Annotated in this window: 17 protein-coding genes; 11 read left to right on the forward strand and 6 right to left on the reverse strand. The window is 74.3% G+C overall.

The window, feature by feature from the left end:
• Nucleotides 1-8 precede the first annotated feature (8 nt).
• Together Q1K26_RS25760 and Q1K26_RS25765 are read left to right on the forward strand one after the other, a co-directional pair.
• Nucleotides 9-1,382: an FAD-binding protein gene (locus Q1K26_RS25760; protein ID WP_300018379.1), complete on the forward strand. Its 1,374-nt coding sequence runs from the start codon at nt 9-11 to the stop codon at nt 1,380-1,382.
• Between the two features lie 68 nt (nt 1,383-1,450).
• Nucleotides 1,451-1,969, forward strand: a complete 519-nt coding sequence (locus Q1K26_RS25765) for an FxsA family protein (protein WP_300018382.1) — start codon at nt 1,451-1,453, stop codon at nt 1,967-1,969.
• 7 nt (nt 1,970-1,976) lie between these two features.
• On the opposite strand, the gene Q1K26_RS25770 is transcribed toward Q1K26_RS25765, so the two are convergent.
• Both Q1K26_RS25770 and Q1K26_RS25775 read right to left on the reverse strand, forming a co-directional pair.
• On the reverse strand, nt 1,977-2,438 hold the full coding sequence (locus tag Q1K26_RS25770; RefSeq protein WP_300018385.1) for a hypothetical protein: 462 nt from the start codon (nt 2,436-2,438) through the stop codon (nt 1,977-1,979).
• Nucleotides 2,439-2,468: 30 nt separating this feature from the next.
• The gene (locus tag Q1K26_RS25775) at nt 2,469-3,080 is read right to left on the reverse strand and encodes an SIMPL domain-containing protein (RefSeq protein WP_300018388.1); all 612 of its coding nucleotides are present in this window, start codon (nt 3,078-3,080) and stop codon (nt 2,469-2,471) included.
• A gap of 65 nt (nt 3,081-3,145) precedes the next feature.
• Between Q1K26_RS25775 and Q1K26_RS25780 the strand changes: the two genes are divergently transcribed.
• From Q1K26_RS25780 to Q1K26_RS25800, 5 genes are all read left to right on the forward strand, one after another.
• Nucleotides 3,146-3,982 (forward strand): DUF1206 domain-containing protein, encoded by an 837-nt coding sequence (locus Q1K26_RS25780; RefSeq protein ID WP_300018390.1) that lies wholly within the window; start codon nt 3,146-3,148, stop codon nt 3,980-3,982.
• A 122-nt stretch (nt 3,983-4,104) separates the two neighbouring features.
• On the forward strand, nt 4,105-5,295 hold the full coding sequence (locus Q1K26_RS25785; protein WP_300018393.1) for an ATP-binding protein: 1,191 nt from the start codon (nt 4,105-4,107) through the stop codon (nt 5,293-5,295).
• Nucleotides 5,296-5,479: 184 nt separating this feature from the next.
• Nucleotides 5,480-5,800, forward strand: a complete 321-nt coding sequence (locus Q1K26_RS25790; protein ID WP_300018396.1) for a co-chaperone GroES — start codon at nt 5,480-5,482, stop codon at nt 5,798-5,800.
• 86 nt (nt 5,801-5,886) lie between these two features.
• On the forward strand, nt 5,887-8,448 hold the full coding sequence (locus tag Q1K26_RS25795; RefSeq protein WP_300018399.1) for a VanW family protein: 2,562 nt from the start codon (nt 5,887-5,889) through the stop codon (nt 8,446-8,448).
• Nucleotides 8,449-8,527: 79 nt separating this feature from the next.
• Complete coding sequence (locus Q1K26_RS25800) at nt 8,528-8,956, forward strand: CBS domain-containing protein (RefSeq protein ID WP_300018402.1); 429 nt, start codon at nt 8,528-8,530, stop codon at nt 8,954-8,956.
• A 48-nt stretch (nt 8,957-9,004) separates the two neighbouring features.
• On the opposite strand, the gene Q1K26_RS25805 is transcribed toward Q1K26_RS25800, so the two are convergent.
• Nucleotides 9,005-10,849: an acyl-CoA dehydrogenase gene (locus Q1K26_RS25805; protein WP_300018405.1), complete on the reverse strand. Its 1,845-nt coding sequence runs from the start codon at nt 10,847-10,849 to the stop codon at nt 9,005-9,007.
• Nucleotides 10,850-11,081: 232 nt separating this feature from the next.
• Between Q1K26_RS25805 and Q1K26_RS25810 the strand changes: the two genes are divergently transcribed.
• The 3 genes from Q1K26_RS25810 (at nt 11,082) to Q1K26_RS25820 (ending at nt 14,974) form a co-directional block, all read left to right on the forward strand.
• Nucleotides 11,082-12,092, forward strand: a complete 1,011-nt coding sequence (locus tag Q1K26_RS25810) for an N-acetylmuramoyl-L-alanine amidase (RefSeq protein WP_300018408.1) — start codon at nt 11,082-11,084, stop codon at nt 12,090-12,092.
• Between the two features lie 111 nt (nt 12,093-12,203).
• A complete protein-coding gene (locus Q1K26_RS25815; protein ID WP_300018411.1) occupies nt 12,204-14,720 on the forward strand; it encodes a helix-turn-helix transcriptional regulator in 2,517 nt (838 codons plus the stop codon).
• Nucleotides 14,720-14,974: a glutaredoxin domain-containing protein gene (locus Q1K26_RS25820; protein WP_300018413.1), complete on the forward strand. Its 255-nt coding sequence runs from the start codon at nt 14,720-14,722 to the stop codon at nt 14,972-14,974. Before Q1K26_RS25815 ends, Q1K26_RS25820 begins: the two co-directional genes overlap by 1 nt.
• A gap of 33 nt (nt 14,975-15,007) precedes the next feature.
• Here the strand turns inward: Q1K26_RS25820 and Q1K26_RS25825 are convergent, their stop codons facing one another.
• The 3 genes from Q1K26_RS25825 to Q1K26_RS25835 all read right to left on the reverse strand — a co-directional run bounded on the left by Q1K26_RS25825 (nt 15,008) and on the right by Q1K26_RS25835 (nt 19,220).
• Nucleotides 15,008-16,492 carry a dynamin family protein gene (locus tag Q1K26_RS25825; RefSeq protein ID WP_300018416.1) on the reverse strand — a complete coding sequence of 495 codons (1,485 nt, stop codon included), beginning with the start codon at nt 16,490-16,492 and terminating at the stop codon, nt 15,008-15,010.
• Nucleotides 16,489-18,306, reverse strand: a complete 1,818-nt coding sequence (locus tag Q1K26_RS25830; protein ID WP_300018419.1) for a dynamin family protein — start codon at nt 18,304-18,306, stop codon at nt 16,489-16,491. Before Q1K26_RS25830 ends, Q1K26_RS25825 begins: the two co-directional genes overlap by 4 nt.
• 110 nt (nt 18,307-18,416) lie before the next feature.
• Complete coding sequence (locus Q1K26_RS25835) at nt 18,417-19,220, reverse strand: hypothetical protein (RefSeq protein ID WP_300018422.1); 804 nt, start codon at nt 19,218-19,220, stop codon at nt 18,417-18,419.
• Nucleotides 19,221-19,519: 299 nt separating this feature from the next.
• On the opposite strand from Q1K26_RS25835, the gene Q1K26_RS25840 reads away from it, so the two are divergent.
• The coding region (locus Q1K26_RS25840; protein ID WP_300018424.1) for an Hsp70 family protein at nt 19,520-21,427 on the forward strand (1,908 nt) is incomplete at its 3' end.

Genomic DNA, 21,427 nt, shown 5'->3' on the forward strand with positions numbered 1-21,427 from the left:
GACCCGAGATGACCACCTTCTCCACCCCCGACCTGATCGAGGACCTCGCGCCGCTGGTGGCGGGGCCGGTACTGACCGGCGACGACCCGCGGACCGCGGACGAGGTCGCGGCCTTCAACACGACGCACACGCCGCGCCCCGCGGTCGTGGTCGGCGCGACCTGCGCCGCCGACGTCGCCGCCGCGGTGCGCTGGGCGGCCGCGCGTGGCCGCGCCGTGGCGGTGCAGTCCACGGGCCACGGTCTGCTCTCCGACCTGGCCGACACCGTCCTCGTCACCACGGGCCGGATGTCCACCGTCGCCGTCGACCCGGTGGCCCGCACCGCCCGGGTCGGCGCCGGCGTCCGCTGGGCCCAGGTGATCGAGGCCGCCGCGCCGTTCGGCCTGGCGCCGCTGAACGGCTCGTCGAGCCGGGTCGGCGTCATCGGCTACCCGCTCGGCGGCGGTCTGGGCCCGATGGCGCGTCGGTACGGCTTCGCCGCCGACCACGTCCGCCGCGCCGAGCTCGTGAGCGCCGGGGGCGAGATCCTGTCGGTCGACGCGGCCACCGATCCCGAGCTGTTCTGGGCGCTGCGCGGCGGGAAGGGCAACTTCGGGATCGTCACCGAGCTGGAGTTCGACCTGGTGCCGGTCACGAGCCTGTACGGCGGCGGCATCTTCTTCCCCGGTGCCGCGGCGGCCGACGTGCTGCACACCTACCGCACCTGGGTGCAGTCGCTGCCCGAGGAGACGACGACCTCGATCGCACTGCTGCGGATGCCGCCGTTGCCCGAGCTGCCCGAACCGCTGCGCGGGCAGTTCGTGGTGCACCTGCGCTACGCGCACCTCGGATCTCCGCAGGAAGGGGCCGCGCTGCTCGCCCCGATGCGCGCCGCGGCACCCACCGTCATGGACCTGGTCGCCGAGATGCCCTATGCGGCGGTCGACTCCATCCACATGGACCCCACCGACCCGATGCCGGCGTGGGAACGGGGTGCCACGCTGCGCGCGCTGCCGGCCGAGGCCGTGGACGAGCTGCTCGCCGTCGCGGGGCCGGACGTGGACGTGCCACTGGTCATGGTCGAGGTGCGGCACCTGGGCGGGGCGGCCGCTCGCCCGGCGCGGGTGCCCAACGCGGTGGCCGGGCGCGACGCGGCGTTCACGCTGCTCGCGTTGGGCCCGATGGCCGGGCCGCTCGCTGAGACGATGCCCGCGATCACGCAGTCCCTGGTAGACCGGATGGCCCCGTGGGCGGGCGGCGCGCTGCTGAACTTCCTCGGTGCGGCCGGCCCCGACCGCGTGCTCGGGCTGTGGGACGACGCCGACCGCGCCCGGCTGCTCGCCGTCAAGCACCGGCTCGACCCCACCACCATGTTCTCCTGCGGGCACGCCCTGGTCCGGTGACCGGGAGGTGACACCGAGTTGTGATGCGGTCACGGGAGCACGGGCGGCGTCTCGTGCGTTACTTGTACATGCCGTTCGTGCTCCTGTACCTCGTGGTCGAGATCGTCGCGCTCGTCGCGCTCGGCTCGGTGATCGGACTCGGCTGGACGCTCGTGGTCCTGCTGGCCGGGTCCCTGCTCGGGCTGTGGCTCGCCCGCCGGGAGGGGGTGCGCGCCGCCCAGGCCATCGCCGAGGCGATGAACAGCAGGCGGGTGGCGACGGCCGAAGTCACCGACGGCCTGCTGGTGGCCGCAGGCGGGGTGCTGCTGTTCGTCCCCGGCCTGGTCACCGACCTCGCCGGGCTGCTGCTGGTGCTGCCGCCCACGCGGTCGCTGGTGCGCAGGCGGCTGGTGGGCGCGGCGGAGCGCCGGGCTCCGGGCCTGCGCACCGCCCGCATCCGGGCCGACGGCCCGATCGTCGACGGCACCGTGGTCGACGGGCCGGACGTCCGACCCGACACGGGACGGCCGGACACCGGGCGACCGGACCGGTCCCCACCGGTCATCGAGGGGTCGATCGTCGACCCGCCCGACCGGAAGGCCGGCTGAGCGGGCGTTACGACACCCGCCCGCTCCACACCGGCTCCACACCGGCCCACTCGGCGGCCCACCGGTCGTGTTCCCACTCCTCCAGCCGGCGGCGCCCCACGGTGCCGGCGGCTGCGGTCAGCGTCCAGCCGACGAGCAGCGTGCCGAGGGCCGCGAGCGGACCCTCGTTCCCGCCACGGGTCGCCGGTCGACCGATCTCGCCCGGCGCTGCACCGCGGCCCCGCGGCGGGTCATCCAGCCCGGCCGTACGTGATGCGGGCCGGGACTCGTCCCGCACGACGGCCTGCTGCGTCCCGACCGGTGCGGGCCGCAGGCCGGCGCGGTCGTCGACCCGGTCCTGCACGGCGCCGCCGACCGCGGCCGCGGCCAGTACGACGAGGCAGGCGAGGCCGATCTGGGCCGCGACGAGCGCGCGACGGGCGTGCGCGGTGGGTCGGCGCAGCGGTGCGGCCGCGGGTGGTACGTCCACATCCAGCATGTCGCGCGCGACCCGATGGCGTTACGTGAGCCGCCACGCAGTGGTGCAGCGGACGGTCACGCGCACCGGCTCGGGCTCCAGCCCCAGATCGCGGACGTCCGGGGGCCGGTTCGAGTCGTCGGCAGCCGTGCGGGCGAACATCGCCGGGTGGTGCTCGGGGACGCCGGTCTCCGACAGCCGCAGCAGCGGCCCGAGCGTGCGGCCCAGGGCCGCGGCGTAGCCCTCGGCACGGTCGCGGGCATCGGTCACCGCGCGGCGCTGGGCCTCCCGGCGGGCGCCGGCGGGATCGGCGAGTGTCCAGCGCGGCCCGGTGAGCGCCGTGGGCTCGGCCGCGATCAGCGCGGACAGGATCTCCTCGAGCGCGCCGACGTCGGTGAGCAGCAGGCCGATGTCCTCGCCCGCCCGGCAGCCGACCACCCGCTCCCGGCGCCATTCGTTGTGCACCCACAGCCTGCGGTGGCGGATCGTGAGCCGGTCGGTGTCGAGGGCGGTCGCCGCGGCCGCCACCCGCTCGCCGAGCGCGGCCACGGCGCCCGCGCGGGTGCGACCAGTGGCCGTGAAGCCCACGTCGAGTTCGGCGCGGTCGCCGGGTCGTTCGTGCCAACCGTTGCCCTCGGTCACGATCTCGGTCATGGCGCCAGCCAACCAGGTCGCGGCCCCCGGCGGTGGCGGCCGTGCCGACCGGGTAGAACTCGGCCGTGCCCGGTCCCCTCCAGCGCCTGCGTCGGCTGGTCCGGCGGGGCCCCTCCGACTCCCCGGGCCGGGTCGTCGACGCGCTCGGCAGGGTCGGACTCGTCGGGTACGGGCTGGTGCACCTGATGGTGGCCTGGCTGGCGTTGCAGCTCGCGCTCCGGATGCCCGACGCGCCCGCGGACGCGGCGGGCGCGGTCGGCGCGATCTCGCGCCTGCCCGGTGGGTTCGCCGCGCTGGCGGTCGGTGCGGCCGGGCTCACGGCCTTCGCGCTCTGGCAGCTCGCCGCCGCCGCCGTCGGCTTCCGGTGGGTGCACGGTGGTGAGCGCGTCCGCAAGCGGTTCGGCGCCGTCGCCAAGTCGATCGCGACCGGCGGGCTCGCCGTGATCACCGTCGACTACCTGCTCGGCCCGGCCCGGCCCGGTGGCGACAGCGCCGCCCGCAGCCTCGCCGCGGCGCTGCTCGAGCAGCAGGCCGGTCGGTGGCTGCTCGGCGGTGCAGCCGTGACGATCATGGTGCTGGCGGTGATGATGACCTACACCGGTGTCCGGCGGACGTTCCTCGGCGACCTCGACCTCGACGCCGTACCGGCCGCAGGCCGTGCGGTCATCGCCGGGCTGGGTGTGGCCGGGCACCTGTCACGAGCCCTGGTGCTGGCCGTGGTCGGGGTGCTCACCGGTGTCGCGGCACTGACCGGGGACCCGGCGCGGGCCGGTGGTCTCGATGCGGCACTGCGGGCGCTGGGGTCGGCAGCACCGGGCTCAGCGGTTCTCACGCTGGTGGCCGCCGGGATCGGCGCGTTCGGGCTGTTCTGCCTGGCCGACGCGGCCACTCGGCGCGCGTAGCGTTCTCTACGCATCTCTACCGCAGCAGACATAGACGGCGATAGAGCCCGATCGACGACACGCCATCGCGTTCGCTAGCGATGTCTACGGTTCGGTGAAGAAACCCGGATACTGTCCGATCCGTGGATCCCGTGCGCAACCCGTTCGCCCCCGGGGCAGGCCAGCGACCGCCCGAGCTCGCCGGACGCGACCGCGAGGTCGACGCGTTCGAGATCGTGCTGGAACGCGTCGCCCGCGGTCGACCCGAGCGCAGCCTGGTGCTCACCGGGCTGCGTGGGGTCGGGAAGACGGTGTTGCTGGGCGAGCTGCGCTCGATGGCGGTCCGCGCCGGCTGGGGGGCGGGCAAGATCGAGGCCCGGCCCGAGGCCGACCTGCGCCGTCCCCTGTCCGCGGCCCTGCACCGCGCCATCCGCGATCTCGCCGTGCGTCACCCCGACGGCGAGCGGGTCGCCGAGGTGCTCGGCGTGCTCAAGGCCTTCGCGCTGCGTTCTGCCCCCGAGGGCGCGAAGCTGCGCGAGCGCTGGCAGCCCGGCATCGACGTGCCCGTCCGCACCGGGAAGGCCGACTCCGGGGACATCGAGATCGACCTCGTGGAGCTGTTCACCGAGGTCGCCACGCTCGCCGCGGACCTGGAGACGGGCGTGGCGCTGCTGATCGACGAGATGCAGGACCTCAGCCCCGACGACGTGTCGGCCCTGTGCGCCGCCTGCCACGAGCTGTCGCAGTCGCGCGCCCCGCTCGTCGTCGTCGGGGCGGGGCTGCCGCACCTGCCCGCGGTGCTCTCGGCATCCAAGTCCTACTCCGAGAGGCTGTTCCGCTACACCCGCATCGGTCAGCTCGACCGCGCCGATGCCGACTTCGCGCTGCTCGCCCCGGCCGAGCGCGAGAACGCCTCCTTCGACCCCGACGCGCTCGACGAGCTCTACGAGCGCTCGGGCGGCTACCCCTACTTCGTACAGGCCTACGGCAAGGCCGCATGGGACGCCGCGCCGCGCGACCCCATCTCCGCCGCGGACGTGAAGATGGCCGCTCCGGACGCCGAGGCGGAGCTCGCGGTCGGGTTCTTCGGGTCTCGCTTCGAGCGCGCCACTCCGGCGGAGCGCGAGTACCTGCGGGCGATGGCCGAGCTCGCCGAGGGCCGTGACGAACCGGTGGGCACCTCGGGCATCGCCGAACACCTGCAGCGACGCGCCTCGTCGCTCTCGCCTGCCCGCGACAGCCTGCTCAAGAAGGGACTGGTGTTCTCCGCCCAGCGCGGCCAGATCGCCTTCACCGTGCCCCACTTCGGCCGCTACCTGCTGGCGCAGGCGTGAGCCCGTTCGCCCGAACGAGTGAAAACATGGTCTCGGGTGGCGGCGGGCTAACGGATCGGGTCCCGGGACCGAATTCCAGTACAGCCTCGCGGTGCTGTCGGACCCCCGACCTGACAGCACCGCGAGGTTTTCCTCGTCCCGGGCCCGCGCAGCGCGTCATGGCACGGGCCGTAGCATCACGCCGGTGCTGGACCCCAAGCTCGAGATCCAGATGCTGCACGACCGTGTGATGGTGCGGGACGCAGAGGACACGGGCGAGCGTCGCAGCAGCGCCGGGATCGTCATCCCGGCAACCGCGACGGTCGCCAGACGTCTGGTCTGGGGAGAGGTGTTCGGCATCGGGAACCACGTCCGCACGGTGAAGGTGGGGGATCGCGTGCTGTTCGCCAGAGACGACCAGTACGAGGTGGAGGTCCAGGGCACGACCTACCTCGTGCTGCGGGAACGGGAACTGCACGCCGTCGCGACCGAGCGGACGGAACACGGAACCGGTCTGTACCTGTAGGCCACTCATGTTCGAGGCCGCGACCTGGCGGCGACGACCGGAGCCAGTGGGGGCCCGGTCACATGTTTGAGGGGAAGTCGGACTTCATGCCCGAGCGGCAGTCCTCGCCCGGCGAGGTGACGGCACGTCCGGAGACGGACGGTTCCACGAACGGCGGCGCCGGCCGTCCCGACGGTGGTTCGGCCGCCAACGGCAGCGCGGTCGGCGGTTCTCCGCCCGCCCGCCCCGAGCCCGCACCCGACCCGGTGGCGGAGCAGGTCGCCGAGCAGGTGGCGGCCGAGCCGTCGGCCGCCGAGCCCGCCGCGGCCGAGCCCCGGGACGAGGCGCCCTCCGGCGACGAGCCCGCGATGACCGCCGATCGCGCCGTCGCCATCGCCGAGGACGGTCCCGCGGCCGAGCCGTCGGGCGCGGCAGCCGATCCCGGCACGCCGACGTTGGGTGCTGCCGACCTGCCCGAGCCGCCCCCCGCCGACCGGCCTGCCGCGTCCCCTCGCCCGCGCCCGCGTCCGGCCCCCGCGGGGGAGAAGCCCGCAGCCGAGGGCCCGGCGCGCACCCCGGTGGCCACGCCGTCCGCGGAGAGCCCGACCCGCCCGACCCCCCACCCCGGACCCACCGACCCGACCGCGGAGCCGCCCGCCGCGGAGAGCCCGACGGTCGCGGTCCCGGTCCCGCCGACCCCCACCGCGGGGCCCCAGCCCGGGCCCGCGTCGCCCCAGCCGCCATCGCCCCAGCCGGTGTCGCCCCAGCCGGTGTCGTCCCAGCCGGTGTCGTCCCCGCCGGCCTCACCGTCGCCCGCCGCCCCTCCGTGGCAGCGCTCCGTCGACGCCGAGACGACCCAGGTCATGGCGCTCGGAGCCACATCCGTGCAGGCGGGCTCCGGCGCACCGGCAGGCGAGCCGCCGACCGAGCGCATCCCGCTCTCGGCCGTCGCCCCGCCGCCCACCCCGCCGGACGGCTCGGAGACGGTGTCGACCGACCGACCGCGGCGGCGCCTTCCGCTGCTCGTCGGGGCGGCCGTGGTCGCGCTGCTCGCGCTGCTCTACGTCGGTGACCTGCTGCTCAGCTCCGGCTCGGTCCCGCGCGGTGTCACGGTCGCCGGCGTCCCGGTCGGCGGCCTCAACCTCGTCGACGCCGAGCAGGAGCTGCGTGCCGCGATCGAGCCGCGCTCCACACGGCCCGTCGAAGTCACCGTCGGCGAGGTGAGCACTCAGATCGACCCGACCACCGCGGGCCTGGCCGTCGACTGGGCGGGCACGCTGGCCCGGGCGGGCGAGCAGCCCCTCAACCCGATCACCCGGATCACCTCGCTGTTCACCCAGCGCGAGATCGGGGTGGCCACCACGGTCGACCGGGAGGCCCTCGGGCCCGCTATCGCCGAGCTGGGCCCGATCGTCGACCGGCTCCCGGCCGAGGGCACGGTCCGCTTCGAGGGCACCACGCCGGTCCCCGTCGACCCGGTGCCCGGCCAGCAGCTCGACCAGCAGGCCGCCATCGGCGTGCTGGAGCGGGAATGGGCGTCCGGGGTGCCGGTCGCGCTCCCGCTGACCCCGCTGCCGCCGCTGACCACCGCCGCCGACGTGGCCGCCGCCATCGACGAGGTCGCGGTCCCGGCCGTGTCGGCCCCCATCACCGTGATCGGGGAGGGCGACGCCCGCGGGACGCTGGAGCCCGCGACCATCGCCGAGGCGCTCACGTTCGAGCCCGGCGACGACGGCGGGCTCACGCCCGTGCTGAACCCGACCGTGATCACCGACGCCCTCACCGACCAGTTGGCGGGTTCGGAGAGCGAGCCGGTCGACGCCCGGCTGGACTTCTCGACCTCCCCGCCGTCGGTCGTGCCCTCGCAGGACGGGCGCGGCGTCGACTACGAGGCCACGCTCACCGACCTGCTGACCGTCCTCACCGGCACCGGGCCGCGCGAGATCACGGCGGTCTACGCCGACCAGCCCGCCGAGCTGACCAGCGCCGACCTGGAGAGCCTCGGCCAGGCCTCGGTGATCGGCGAGTTCACCACCGGCGGGTTCGCCCGCGACTCCGGCCAGAACATCCGGCGCGCGGCCGAGCTGATCAACGGCATCGTGGTGGAGCCGGGCGAGACGTTCTCCCTCGACGCCGCCACCGGCCCCCGCACGGCCGCCAACGGCTACATCGAGGCCGGCGTCATCGACGACGGCCGCCCGGGCCGGGGCATCGCAGGCGGCGTGTCCCAGGTGTCCACCACGCTGTACAACGCGGCCTACTTCGCCGGCATGACCGACATCGAGCACCGGGCCCACAGCTTCTACATCAGCCGCTACCCGGCCGGTCGCGAGGCCACGATCGCCACCGGGGCCATCGACAACCGGTTCCGCAACGACAACCCCACCGCGGTGCTCATCCAGACCGAGTGGACGCCGTCGTCGGTCACCGTGCGGCTGCTGGGCACCCGGCGCTTCGAGGTGACCGGGGCCTTCGGACCGCGGACCAACCCGACCAGCCCCAACACCGTGACCATCCCGCCCGGTGAGCCCTGCAGCCCCAGCCAGGGCTCGGGCGGGTTCACGATCACCGACACCCGCACGCTGCGTGACGTCAACACCGGTGAGGTGCGCACCGAGACGGAGACGACGCGCTACAACCCATCACCGATCGTCGTCTGCGAGGGGTAATCCGCTCGGGGTCTTCCGTGATGGCGGCCACACTTCGTACCCTCGGAGGCCACTGTCGTCGACGGATCGGGGGACGGCCATGCGTATCTCGGACGTACTGCGGAACAAGGGCTCGGACGTGGTGACCATGGGCCCGACCGCCTCCGTGACGGACCTGATCGGCGCGCTCGCCGAGCGGAACGTGGGTGCGCTGCCCGTCGTCGACGGGGGTGGGCAGCTGGTCGGGATCGTGTCCGAGCGCGACGTGGTACGCCGCCTGCACGCCGGCGGCGCGGCGGTGCTCACCGCGACCGTCGCCGACATCATGACCACCGACGTGGTCACCTGCCGGCCCACCGACGACGCGGCCGATCTCGCCGGAGTCATGACCCAACGCCGGTTCCGCCACCTGCCGGTGGTGGTCGACGGCACCCTCGCCGGGATCGTCAGCATCGGAGACCTGGTGAAGGCCCGCATCGACATGCTGGAGAGCGAGCGCGAGCAGCTGCAGAGCTACATCGCGGGCTAGCGCCCGTGGGAGCGTCGCGGTGCCGGAGCACCGCCACGAACCCACGGGTCAGAACGCGGCCTCGGGGAGGTCCATCAGCGCGTTGTCGGCCGACTCCACGATCACGCGCTGCGCGGTGAGCAGGGGCAGCGCGGTCTTCGCGAAGAAGCGGGCCACACCGACCTTGCCCTCGTAGAAGGACTCGTCCCGGGCGCTGACCTCCCCACCGAGCGCGGTGAGCGCGACGTCGGCCTGGCGCAGCAGCAGCCAGCCGATCAGCAGATCGCCCACGGCCATCAGCAGGCGGACGCTGTGCTGGCCCACCTTGTAGATGCTCGACGGGTCCTCGGCGCTCGCCATGAGGTAGCCGGTGAGGGCCCCGAGCATGCCCTGCACGTCGGCCAGCGCCGTGGCGAGCAGGGCACGCTCCTCCTTGAGCCGCCCGTTGCCGGACTCCGCGTCGAGGAACGCCTGGATCTCCCCGGCGACGTGGGCGAGGGCCTGGCCGTTGTCGCGGACGATCTTGCGGAACAGGAAGTCCAGCGACTGGATCGCCGTGGTGCCCTCGTACAGGGAGTCGATCTTGGCGTCACGAATGTACTGCTCGACGGGGTAGTCCTGCAGGTAGCCCGATCCACCGAGCACCTGCAGCGCCTGCGGCAGCTGTTCGGTGGCCCGCTCCGAGCCCACCCCCTTGACGATCGGCAGCAGCAGGTCGTTGACGCGTTCGGCGAGCGAGACGTCCTCGCCCGCCGCCTTCCCGATCCGGATCGCGTCCTGGAACGTGGCCGTGTAGAGGTACACGGCGCGCAGGCCCTCGGCGTAGGCCTTATTGGTCATCAGCAGGCGGCGGACGTCGGGGTGGTGGGTGATGGTGACGCGCGGCGCCGTCTTGTCGAGCATCCTGGGCAGGTCCGCGCCCTGGACGCGGTCCTTCGCGTAGTCCAGCGCGGCGAGGTAGCCCGCCGAGAGCGTGCCGATGGCCTTGGTGCCGACCATCATCCGCGCGTGCTCGATCACCTCGAACATCTGCGCGATGCCGTCGTGCACCTCGCCGAGCAGCCAGCCGACGGCCGGGGTGCCGTGCGCCCCGAAGGTGAGCTCGCAGGTGGTGGAGGCCTTGAGGCCCATCTTGTGCTCGACACCGGTGACGAACGCGCCGTTGCGCTCGCCGGGCTCGCCGGTCCGCGGGTCGAAGTGGAACTTCGGCACCAGGAACAGCGACAGGCCCTTCGTGCCCGGCTTCGGCGACAGGCCCGGGCCCTCGGGGCGGGCCAGCACCATGTGCATGATGTTCTCGGTCATGTCGTGCTCGGCCGAGGTGATGAAGCGCTTGACGCCCTCGACGTGCCAGGTGCCGTCGTCCTGCCGCACGGCCTTGGCCCGGCCGGCGCCGACGTCGGAGCCCGCGTCGGGCTCGGTGAGCACCATCGTGGCGCCCCAGGCCCGCTCGATCATGAGCTGGGCCCAGTGCTGCTGCTCGGCGGTGCCGTTGCGGTGGATGATCGACGCGAAGCTGGGCCCGGCCATGTACATGAACGCGGCCGGGTTGGAGCCCAGGATCAGCTCGGCGGCGGCCCACTGCACGGTCGGCGGGATGCCGTAGCCGCCCAGCTCGACGGGCAGGCCCAGGCGCCACCACTCGCCGTCCCACAGCACCTTGTAGGCGTCCTTGAACGCCTGCGGCATCGTCACCGAGTGCGTGGCGGGGTCGAAGACCGGGGGGTTGCGGTCGGCGTCGGCGAAGGGCTCGGCCAGCGGCCCGGTGGCCACGACGTTGAGCTCCCGGAGCGTGTCGCGCGCGGTCGCGGTGTCGACGCCGTCGAAGGGCCCGACGCCGAGGCGGTCCTGTACTCCGAAGACCTCGAACAGGTTGAACTCGAGGTCGCGCAGGTTGCTCCTGAAGTGGCCCATGGCCCCGTCACTCCTCCATCGCGGTGAACGGTCGTACCCGTCGGTAACCCCAGCGTATTACTCGTGAGTAACCACGACAAGGGCCGACAGCCGCGGACTTCGGACCCGATCCGTCGTGGACTCCGTGACGCGCGCCCGGACGGGCGATCACACCTTGGTGTCCGGATCTTGTGCACGTTCCGTGCGTGGCGCATGGTTCGTCTGGTTCCGGTGGTGCGAAAGGGGAGTGACGATGGGTGCCATTGCAGTCACTCGTCGTAGTCTTCTGGTCGGCGGTGGAGTGCTCCTCGCCGGGTTGGCCGGCACGAGCACCGCCTGGAGCGTCGAGGGGCCCCCGATCGTCGACTGCGACGGCTGGGGCGCCCGGCCGAACAGCCGCATCGTCAACGTCGTGCTCCGGCGGCCGGTCAAGATCCTGGTGCACCACACAGCCACGCCGAACGTCGAGGACTACTCGCGCGGCGCCGCCGACGCCCTCGCCCGCGGCATCCAGAACTTCCACATGGACCGCCGCGGCTGGCTCGACTCGGGCCAGCACTTCACCATCAGCCGCGGCGGCTTCGTGCTGGAGGGGCGTCGGCGCAGCCTGGAGGCGCTGCGCAGCGGGCGCAAGCAGGTGGAGGGGGCGCACTGCACCGGTCAGAACCTCGTGTCGATCGGCATCGAGAACGAGGGCACCTACTCCGGCGTCGGCCCGCCCGGGATCCTGTGGGACCGGCTGCGCGAGATGTGCGCCTACGTCTGCGGGCGGTACGGCATCGTGCCCACGGAGATCTTCGGGCACCGCGACTTCAAGGACACGCTCTGTCCGGGCGACGTGCTGTACGGGATGCTCCCGCGGTTGCGCGGCGAGGTCGGTGGCCTGCTCGGGCAGCGGCTGGAGGGGGCGGCGGTGCGCGCGGCGTCGTGGCCCGCCCTGCGCGAGTCCGACCGCGGCACGGTCGTGCGGGTCGCGCAGCACCTCCTGCGCGGCGCCGGTCACCTCGAGGTCACCGCCGACGGGGACTTCGGCCCGGCCACCGCCGAGGCCGTGCGGCGCTTCCAGGCCGAGCACGCCACCGAGGAGGTCAACGGCATCATCGGCGGTGAGTCGTGGCCGCTGCTCGCTCCCGCGGTGCAGGTGGGCGACCGGGGCGAGGTGGCGCAGGCGGTGGAGGTGCTCGCCGGACGGAGCGGATCCATGCGTGCCCCGTCGGTGGTCGACGAGCCGGCCTGGAAGCGGCTGCTGAGCGCGGCGTCCTGACCGGCGCGGCCGGTGAACCCGAACCGGTGGACCCCGGGCACCACCGACGGTGACCGGCGCTACGCTCGCTGCGCCCGGCCGACTACCGCGGAGGGGAGTGGGGGTGCACCGGTGACCGCCAAGGTGTGGAGCCCGGACGAGGTGCTCGCAGGGGCGCCGCAGGCCGGGTCACTGCTCCAGGACGTCCTCGCCGATCCCGCCGCCGAACGCCGCACCGTCGTGATCGGTCCCGGTGGCCACGGCAAGTCGGTCCTGCTGGGTGTGCTCGCCGGGGTGTACGAGGACGCGGGCGTCCCGGTGGTCCACGGCGTGCCGTCCGCGAGCGGCGGGCCGGACCCGGACGTCGCCCTGCTCGTCGACGACGCCCACCTGCTCCCCGACGCGGCGCTGACCGCGCTCGCCGAGCGGGCCGGGATCCCCGGGGGCCGGATCGTGGTGGCCCACCGCCCCGCCACGGAGCGCTCCGCGTTGGCCGCCCTGGACGCCGCGCTGGCCGCGCGGGGACGCCCGGTCCTGCTGGGTGTGCTCGACCGTGCGGGGGTCGCGGCCCGCGCCGGGCGGGTGGGCGCGGACGCCGTCGCCGCCGTGCACCGGAGCACGGCGGGGATCCCCGCCCTGGTCGATCTGCTGCTGGCCGGACGCGACCCGTCCGGTGAGCCGCCGCCGGAGCTGCTGGCCCAGCTCGGGTACGCGCTCGAGGCGCTCGACCCGGGGGTCCGTGATCTCCTGCTGGCGCGCGCCGTCGGGGCACCCGCCGACGCCGAGGTGCTCGTTCCGCTGCTCGGCCTGCCGGACACGGCGGCGCTCGACGTGCTGGGCACCGCCGCCTGGGCGGACGGGAAGCTGCTGGCCGGTGGGGACGCGGTGCCGCTGGTGTCGGCCGCCGTGCTCGCGCGGACCTCGCCGCGTTCGGTGCTGGAGATGCGCCTCGCGCTCGCCGAGGTCGAGCTGCGGCGCGGCGGCGACGTCCTGCCCGCCGCACGGGGCCTGCTGCGGGCCGGGGCCACCGGGTCACGGGTGGCCGCGGTGCTCGCCGCAGCGGGCGACCAGTCGGTGCGGGCCGGTGCCGGGGCCGCCGACGAGCTGTACGAGGCCGCGATCCGGGCGGGGGCCCGGCCGCTGGATCTCGCCCCGCGGCGCGCTGAGGCGGCCGTCGTCACCGGGGATCTCGACGAGGCACTGGCCCACGCCGACGAGGTGCTCGCCGCCGTCGACGACACGGCGGGCCGGGGAGGTGGGGGCAGCGACACCGACGGGGTCCGTGCGGCCACCGTCGCCGCCGCCGTGCTCGCCCGCCGCGGCAACCTCGCCCGCAGCGCCGATCTGTACCGCTGGATGGCCCCGGCCGGTTCGCTGCTCGCCGTGCCCGCCCTGATCGGCACGGGCGCCCTCGACGAGGCACGTGCGGCGCTCGCCCCGGCCGGTGGCAGTCGCCGCCCACCGACAGTGCGGTCCGGGGCCGAGGAGCTGATCGCGCAGGGCGTGCACGAGTCGGTGGCGGGGTCGCCGACCTCGGCGATGTCGAAGCTGGTGCGGGCGGCCGCGCTGCTGGAGCCGCCCAGCCGGGCCGCGCTGCTCTCCGACACGCCGGCCGCGCTGGCGGCGCTCGTGGCCGTGCAGTGCGGGGAGCTCGCGGTGGCACAGTCGGTGCTGGAGCGGGCCGTGCGGGTCGGGCTCGGCGGGTGCGGGGCCGCGGTCCGACACCGGCTGCTGCTGGGCTGGATCGCGATGTACCGCGGCGCCCACTCCGCCGCCCGCGCCGCGCTGACCCCCACGATCGGTGTGCGCCTCGAACCCCGCGACGAGCTGCTGGCCGCCGCGCTGGAGGTGGCACTGGCCCGCCGCGCGAGCGACCCGGCCGCGCTGACGGTCGGCTGGGCGCGTGCGCGCGAGGCGATCGTGCACCATCCCGTGGACCTCTATGTCCTGCAGCCGCTTGCCGAACTGCGGGTCGCCGCGGCGCGACTGCGGGAACAGAGCTGGGTGGCCCCGCACCTCGACGAGGCCGCCGTACTGCTGCGCGGTCTGGGCGACCCGCTGCTGTGGGCCGCCCCGCTGCACTGGGGCGGTGTGCACGCGGCGATGTTCGCCGACACCCCGGACGCGGCGGAGCCGGACGTCGCGGCGCTGGAGGCCGGGGCGTCCACGAGCCGCTACGCCGCGGCGATGGCGGCCGGCGCCCGGCAGTGGCTGCTGGTGCTGCGCGGGGAGGTCGACCCGGTCGCGGTGGAGTCGGCGGCCCGCGGCCTGCACGCCGTCGGGCTGTCCTGGGACGGGGGGCGCCTCGCGGGGCAGGCCGCGATCCGTACCCGGGACAAGAAGGCGATGGGCACGCTGCTGGGCACCGCCCGCGCGCTGCAGAACACCGGGCCCGTCGCCCCCGCGGCCGACGAGGACGCACCCGCCACCGCCGTGGACGAGCGCGAGGACGTGCTCAGCGACCGGGAGCGCGAGGTCGCCGCACTGGTGCTGGAGGGCCTGACCTACAAGCAGATCGGCGAGCAGCTGTTCATCTCGTCGAAGACGGTGGAGCATCATGTGGCGCGGATGCGGCAGCGTCTGGGCTCGGCCAGTCGCGGCGAGCTGTTCGCGCACCTGCGCACGATCGTCGGGAGGCAGGGGGGCTGATGGCCGGGAACGCCGAGGTGGTCGTCTACTGGCGGCCGGGTTGCCCGTTCTGCATGAAGCTGCGCGCCGGTCTGCGGCTCTCGCGGCTGACATTCTCGGAGATCGACATCTGGAAGGACCCGGAGGCCGCGGCGTTTGTCCGCTCGGTGGCCGACGGCAACGAGACCGTGCCGACGGTGACGGTCGGCGGGCGGGCGATGGTGAACCCGTCGCGTCGGCAGGTTCTCGCGGCGGTCTCCGACCCGGGCCGGTGAGCTCCGGCCCGGTGACCCCGGCCAGGACGTGGCTCAGCGTGGCAGGCTCGCCAGCAACCCCTCGCAGGTGCGCACCAGGGTGCGGGCCACCCCCACCTGCGTGCGGTCCGACATCGGACTCTCCGCGCGCCGCTGCCAGCCGGCGAGGGCGTCGAGGGTGGCCTCGCGCAGCTGCGCGGCGTCCGCGTCGGGGTCCAGGCCCAGGCGTGCGGCCGGGGAGCCGCCGTCGCTGCCCAGCAGGCGCTCCGCGGGCACGCGCAGATCCTTCGACATCGCCACCACGCGCGTGCGCAACGCCGTGAGCAGCCGCAGCTCGTTGAACTCGTGGGCGCCCGCGGTGATCCGCTCGACCTCGCGCGCGATCGGCCGGGACGCGGCGGTCCGCTCGCGCGCCAGCACCAGCTCCAGCGCCAGCAGCGCGGACCGGGACTTGAGGAGGTCACGGCGCTCGGTGAACTGCGTGCTGAGCACCTGCCGCAGCTCGTCGAGACCGCTGCGCTTGACCAGCTCGGTGGACAGCACGGTCGGGTCGTCGATGCCCCGGCGGATCAGGGTGATCGCCAACCGGACCCCGAACACGCCGAACCGGTCCAGCAGCATGGCACGGTCCTCGGGGGAGATCGCGGCCTCCACGGTGGCGCGCACGAACCGGTCGGCCGACAGCAGCAGCGGCTCGGTCTCGGCGGCCGGGGCCGTGGCCAGCGCCTGCAGCGCCGCGAACTCGGCCTGGCGCATCGTGCGCCCGCTCTGGGCCAGCAGTCCCGCCACGGCCACCACGGTCTGGCACAGCGAACGCAGCTTGTCGTCGCGCCGGTAGCGGCCCGCGATCTGCCGGGCGGAGGCCATCGCGTCGAGCCGGCCCACGCCGATCTCGTCGGCCCGCGACAGGATCGCGACGGTGTTGACCGGGGTGGCCCTGGCCACGCCCTGGTCGTGGAAGGACTCCAGGAACTGCACGTCCGACGCGTGCAGGTGGCGCATCAGGTAGAGCACGGCGTCGGCGGGCGCGGGCGCGTCCTCGGGGACCAGGAACGCGGCGGCGCGAGCCGAGATGTCCGCCGACATCGACGCGATGCCCGGGGTGTCGATCAGCGAGGTGGCCCGCAGGTTCTGCGACGGCCAGTCGACGACGAGCCGGTCGACGCGCTCCGCGGGCATGCCGCCGAGATCGATGGTGAGCGCCCCGTCCCGGCGGGCGACCGTCAACGGCCGCGGCGTTCCCTCCAGGGGGATCATCAGCACCTTCGGGCTGGGCCCGTCCTGGTACCAGGTGATGACGCGCGTGCACTCGCCCGCGTCGGTGGGCGCGATCTCCTCGCCCACGAGCGCGTTGAGCAGCGTCGACTTGCCCGCCTTGACCTTGCCCGCGATCGCCACGCGCAGCGGCTCCTCGAAGCGGGCGAGGTGCTGGCTGAGCCACCGGTGCGCCTGCGGGCTGTCGCGGTAGGCGTCGACGGCGTCGCGGAGCACACCCCGCACGGCCACCCCGAGGGGTGCCGCCGCGTCGACGGCCGTCACAGCAGCACCTTCCCCGGCGCCAGTGCGCGGGCGCGCTTCTCCAGCGACGCGATGCGGTCGAGCTCGGCCTCGAGGTCCCGGATCCGGGCCCGCCGCACGTTCTCGTCACTGCTGACCGCGGTCTGCGCCGCCTTGACCGACGCGTCCACCGAGGTCTGCAGCTCCTCGGCCAGGGAGGTGAAGTGGTCGCGGAGCTGGCGCTGCACCTGCCGCAGCATGTCGCGGGAGTCCTTGCCGACCTGGAACACGATCTCGTCGAGGTGCTTGCGCACCGCCGCCTTCGCGTCGGCCTTGCGGCGCGCGAGCTGGCGCTGCTGCTCCTCGCGCACGGTCTTGCCCCCGAACAGCAGGCCGGCCCCGATCGAGAGCGGGTTGAGCAGCGCCATCCCGGCCAGCGTGGTGGCCAGCCCGACCATCAGCAGCCCGCCGTACCCGCCGCGGGCGCCGACGTAGAGCTTCTGCCCGAAGCTCATCTGCTCGTGCTCCGGGCGCTCCAGCCGCTCGACCTGCGCGCCGGACTCACCGGGTCGGCCGGTCCGCAGGGCCGGGAGCACGGCGTCGCCCTCGGCGGCGAAGTGCTCGGCGACGAGCCCCGCCAGCCACTCGGCGCGCTGGCCGGCCCAGACGAAGTTGGCCGAGGTCGCGGTCGCGATCCGGCCCTCCAGCCACTCGCTGAACTGGTCCCACACGTCGCGGGGATCGGAGTCCTCGAGCAGCTGGTCGGCCTCGCGGCCGATGGCGCGCAGACGGTCACGCAGGTCGTGGTCGATGTCGGCGGTGAGGTCCTGCACGCCGTCGCCCAGGGTGTGCTGCCAGCGGGCCGAGCGGTCCTTGAGGGCCCCGGCGCGCCTGCGCGCCCGTTCCAGCTCGGCGACGAGCTCCCCGGCCTGGTCGGGCCGGCGCTGCGCGGCCAGCTCGGCGCGCATCCCGGAGGCCATCTGGTCGGCGACGGCGAGCACGTCCTGGCTGGTGGAGGCGCGGTCCAGGTCGTCGGCGCGGGCGAGCACCTCGGTGCGCAGGAACGCGACCAGCGCGGCGAAGCCGGACTCCACGTTGAGCTCGGCGTCCTCGGCGCGCACCGCCTCCAGCCGCAGCACCGACGACACCGGGAACACCTCGGCCGTGATGCCCGCCGCGGCGAGGTGGCCGCGGTCGAGGTCCACGATGCGCCGCCAGTGCGGGTAGAGATCGGTCTTCGTGACGATGCCCGCGACGTTGGGGCACAGCCGCATCGCCGTGGCGAGGAACTCCAGCTCGGGCGCCGTGTACTCCTGCGAGGCGTCGGACACGAGCAGCACGGCGTCCGCGGTGGGCAATGTGGCCATCGTGGCGGCGCCGTGCGCGGATCCCAGCCCGCCGACACCCGGCGTGTCGACGAGGACGAGCCCGCCCTTGAGCAGGTTGCGCGGCAGCCCCACCTCGGCGCGCGACAGGCCCTGCCGGTTGCCGGGGTTGCCCGCCTCGGACACGTAGTGCGCGAGCTTCTCGATCGGCACCTCGGTCCGCCGGGGTGCCCGCTTCTCGCCCGGCCGGGCCTCCCACACCAGCGTGACCGCAGGGGCCTCCGCGTACTTCACCGCCGTGGGGACCGCGGTGGCCAGGTCGTCGTCCACCGGACAGACGGGCGCGTTGATCAGGGCGTTGACGAGCTGGCTCTTGCCCTGCTTGAACTCGCCGACGACGAGCACCTGCACGTTGGGGTCCTCGAGCCGGCGGCGGGTCTGCGCCAGCCGGGCTCCCAGGTCGGGGCGGCCGTACGCGCTCGTCGCCCGGGTCGCGAGATCGACCAGCTCCATCGCCGCGGGCACCGCCACTGATCCGTCCCTCCCTCACCTCGGGGACCACCATACGACGAGGCCGGTTCCACTCCCGGGTCATCCCCGGGGGCGGAACCGGCCTGGAGCCGATCAGCTGACCGCTGAGGTCACACCACGACCTGGAGGCCGTCGTCGTTGGTGTTGGTGTTGGTGGTCGTGTTCTCGGTGTCGTCGTCGGAGCTCGGGTTGAACGACTCCTCGTTGCGGACGCTCTGGTCGATGTCCGTGTCGATCTCGGTGTCGATGTCGGTGTCGATCTCGGTGTTCACGCTCTTGTCGTTGCCCACGTCGGTGAGGGTGACGTCGTCGTCGGACCGGTTGTCGGTGGTGGACGTCGAGGTGGCGTCGTCGCCCGCGAGGGAGACCGAGCTGCCGTCGTCGGCGGAGATGGAGCCGGAGTTGGCGCCGTCGCCGAACGCGCTGTCGTCGCCGACCTGGTTGTCCTCGCCGATGACGTTGCCGTCGCCGGTCACCACGTCGCCGTTGATGTCGTCGCCGGCCGCCACCGCGCCGTCGCCCGAGGCGCTGGTGATGTCGTTGTCGATGGTGACGTCGTCACCGGCGATGATGCTGCCGATCGAGTTGTCGTTCACCACGTCGTTGTCGTTGTTGGTGACGTAGGTGTCGCCGTAGTTGTGCACGATCTCGGTGAGGTGCTTGGCGATGGCCTCGTGGTCGCTCTCGCCGGGGGCGGGGACGGTGTTCTCGAACGAGCCGCCGAGGTTGTTGTCGCCGCGGGAGTTGTCGAAGAACGAGACGAGCGCGTCGTCGAAGTCGGCGCAGGACAGGTCGTCGAGGTCGTGCGCCTGGAAGTAGGCCTCGGGGTCGGCGAGGAACTCGGCGCGCTCGTCGGCGTCGCCGAAGATGTTGTTCAGGAACTCCATGATCGTGGCGCTGAGGCTGGTGCTCATGATGTCGTCTCCAGGGTGCTGGGCCGGTCGGGCTGCTGGGCCGGTCGGGTGAGTGGTGTCGCCTCGCCGGCTGGTCCGGCGTTGGGACGAACGTTAGGGATCGGGGGCGTGCTTGCCATCGGGGATCGGCCACAGTTCGCCCATGCTGGTGACCCGGGGACCGCGTTAGGGGATCGTTGGGGGGTTGGGGGGTGCGCAGCCCGATCGGGTTGTGGTCGAGGATGGGCGCTAACAGCGCGGCCTGTCCCACCGATGGCGTGGGTAGAGCGTCCGGTCGGGGGCAAGAGGGGAACGAGACGATGGGGTACCAGCTCGGGATCGACCTGGGAACGACCTACACCTCGGCTGCCGTGTGCCGGTCCGACGACCGTCGCTGGGTGGAGCCCGAGGTCGTCACGCTCGGCACCCGCGGCGCCACGATCCCGTCGGTGCTGTTCCTGGCCCCCGACGGCTCGGTCGTGGTCGGCGACGCCGCCGAGCGCCGCGCGCTCACCGACCCCGACCGTGTCGTGCGCGAGTTCAAGCGCCGCATCGGCGACTCCACCCCGCTCGTCGTCGCCGGCCGGGCCTGGGCGCCCGAGGAGCTCTCCGCGCGGCTGGTGCGCTGGGTCGTCGACCGGGTCGCCGAGCGCGAGGGTGGCCCGGCCACCCGCATCGCCGTCACCCACCCCGCGTCGTGGGGCCCGCACAAGAAGGACCTGCTCGGGGCCGCACTGGCCGCGCAGGGCCTCACCGTCACCTTCCTCGCCGAACCCCAGGCCGCCGCGCTGCACTACGCCGCCGCCGAGCGTGTCGAGCCCGGCTCGACGATCGCCGTCTACGACCTCGGCGGGGGCACGTTCGACGCCGCCGTCGTGCGCAAGGCCGACCCGGGCCGCGCCGCGGCCGAGGCAGCCGGGTTCGGGCTGCTCGGCCGGCCCGAGGGTCTGGAGCGGCTCGGCGGGATCGACTTCGACGAGGCCGTGTTCGAACACGTCCGCGACGGACTGCCCGAGGTGTTCGCGGAGCTGGACCCCACCGATCCCAACGTGCTCTCCGCGGTGTCTCGGGTGCGCCGGGACTGCACGGAGGCCAAGGAGGCGCTGAGCTCGGACACGGAGGTGTCGATCCCGGTGCTGCTGCCCGGGTCGCGCGGATCGGTCCGCCTGCACCGCAGCGAGTTCGAGACCCTGATCCGGCCGCACATCGAGGAGACCGTCAACGCGCTGCGCACGGCCGTCACCTCAGCAGGGCTCACCCCGACCGAGCTCACCGCGGTACTGCTCGTCGGCGGGTCGTCGCGGATCCCGCTGGTCTCGCAGCTGGTGTCCGAGCAGCTGGGCCGTCCCGTGGCCGTCGACGCCGACCCCAAGAACGCCATCGCCAAGGGCGCCGCGCTGTCGGTGTCGCCGAAACCCACGGCGTCGTGGCCCGGGGTCGCGATCCCGCCCGTCGCGGCGGCCGGTGTCGGCCCGGCAGGCGTCGGCGGTGGCGCTCCCGGTGTCGGCGCGGCCGCGGCCGCCGCGGGCGTCGGTGCCGCGGGCGTCGGCATGGCGGCCGCCCGGGCGGCGGCCCCCGCGGGCTCGCCCCCCCACCCGACGGGACAACCGCCCCGCCCACCCCACGCGCCGATCACGCCGGCGCCCGACGCGGCGCAGTCCTACTCGTCGCCGCCCGCCCCACCGAGCCCCACGCACGAGCCGGCCACCGCGATGCTCGCCGGCAACGGGGTGTCCGAGCCGCCCGCCCGGCCGTCGATCCGGCGCGGGCCCGAGCCGGCCCACGAGGAGCGGCACGGCCACGAGGACTGGCAGTACGACGACGAGGAACAGGAGCCCCGGCGGCGCCCGATCGGCCTGTTCGTCGGAGCAGGCGGACTGGTCGCCGCGGCGGTGGTCGTCGCCGTGCTGGTGTTCTCGCCCGACGGCGCCACCAACGACGACGGGATCGTCGGCACCGGCGGGGCGGTCCCCGAGGTGAACGACGCGGGCTCCGTCGCGCCGACCACGCAGGCGCCGGCCCCGACCACGAACGGCGGATCGAGCGGCGGCAGCGGATCCGGGACCGGCGGTGGCGGCGAGACCGGCGGCGGTGGCGAGACCGGCGGCGGTGGCGAGACCGGCGGCGGTGGCGAGACCGGCGGCGGTGGCGAGACCGGCGGCGGAGGCGAGACCGGCGGCGGTGGCGAGACCGGCGGCGGAGGCGAGACCGGCGGCGGAGGCGAGACC

The sequence above is a fragment of the Pseudonocardia sp. genome, assembly GCF_029263155.1.
Lineage (GTDB): Bacteria > Actinomycetota > Actinomycetes > Mycobacteriales > Pseudonocardiaceae > Pseudonocardia.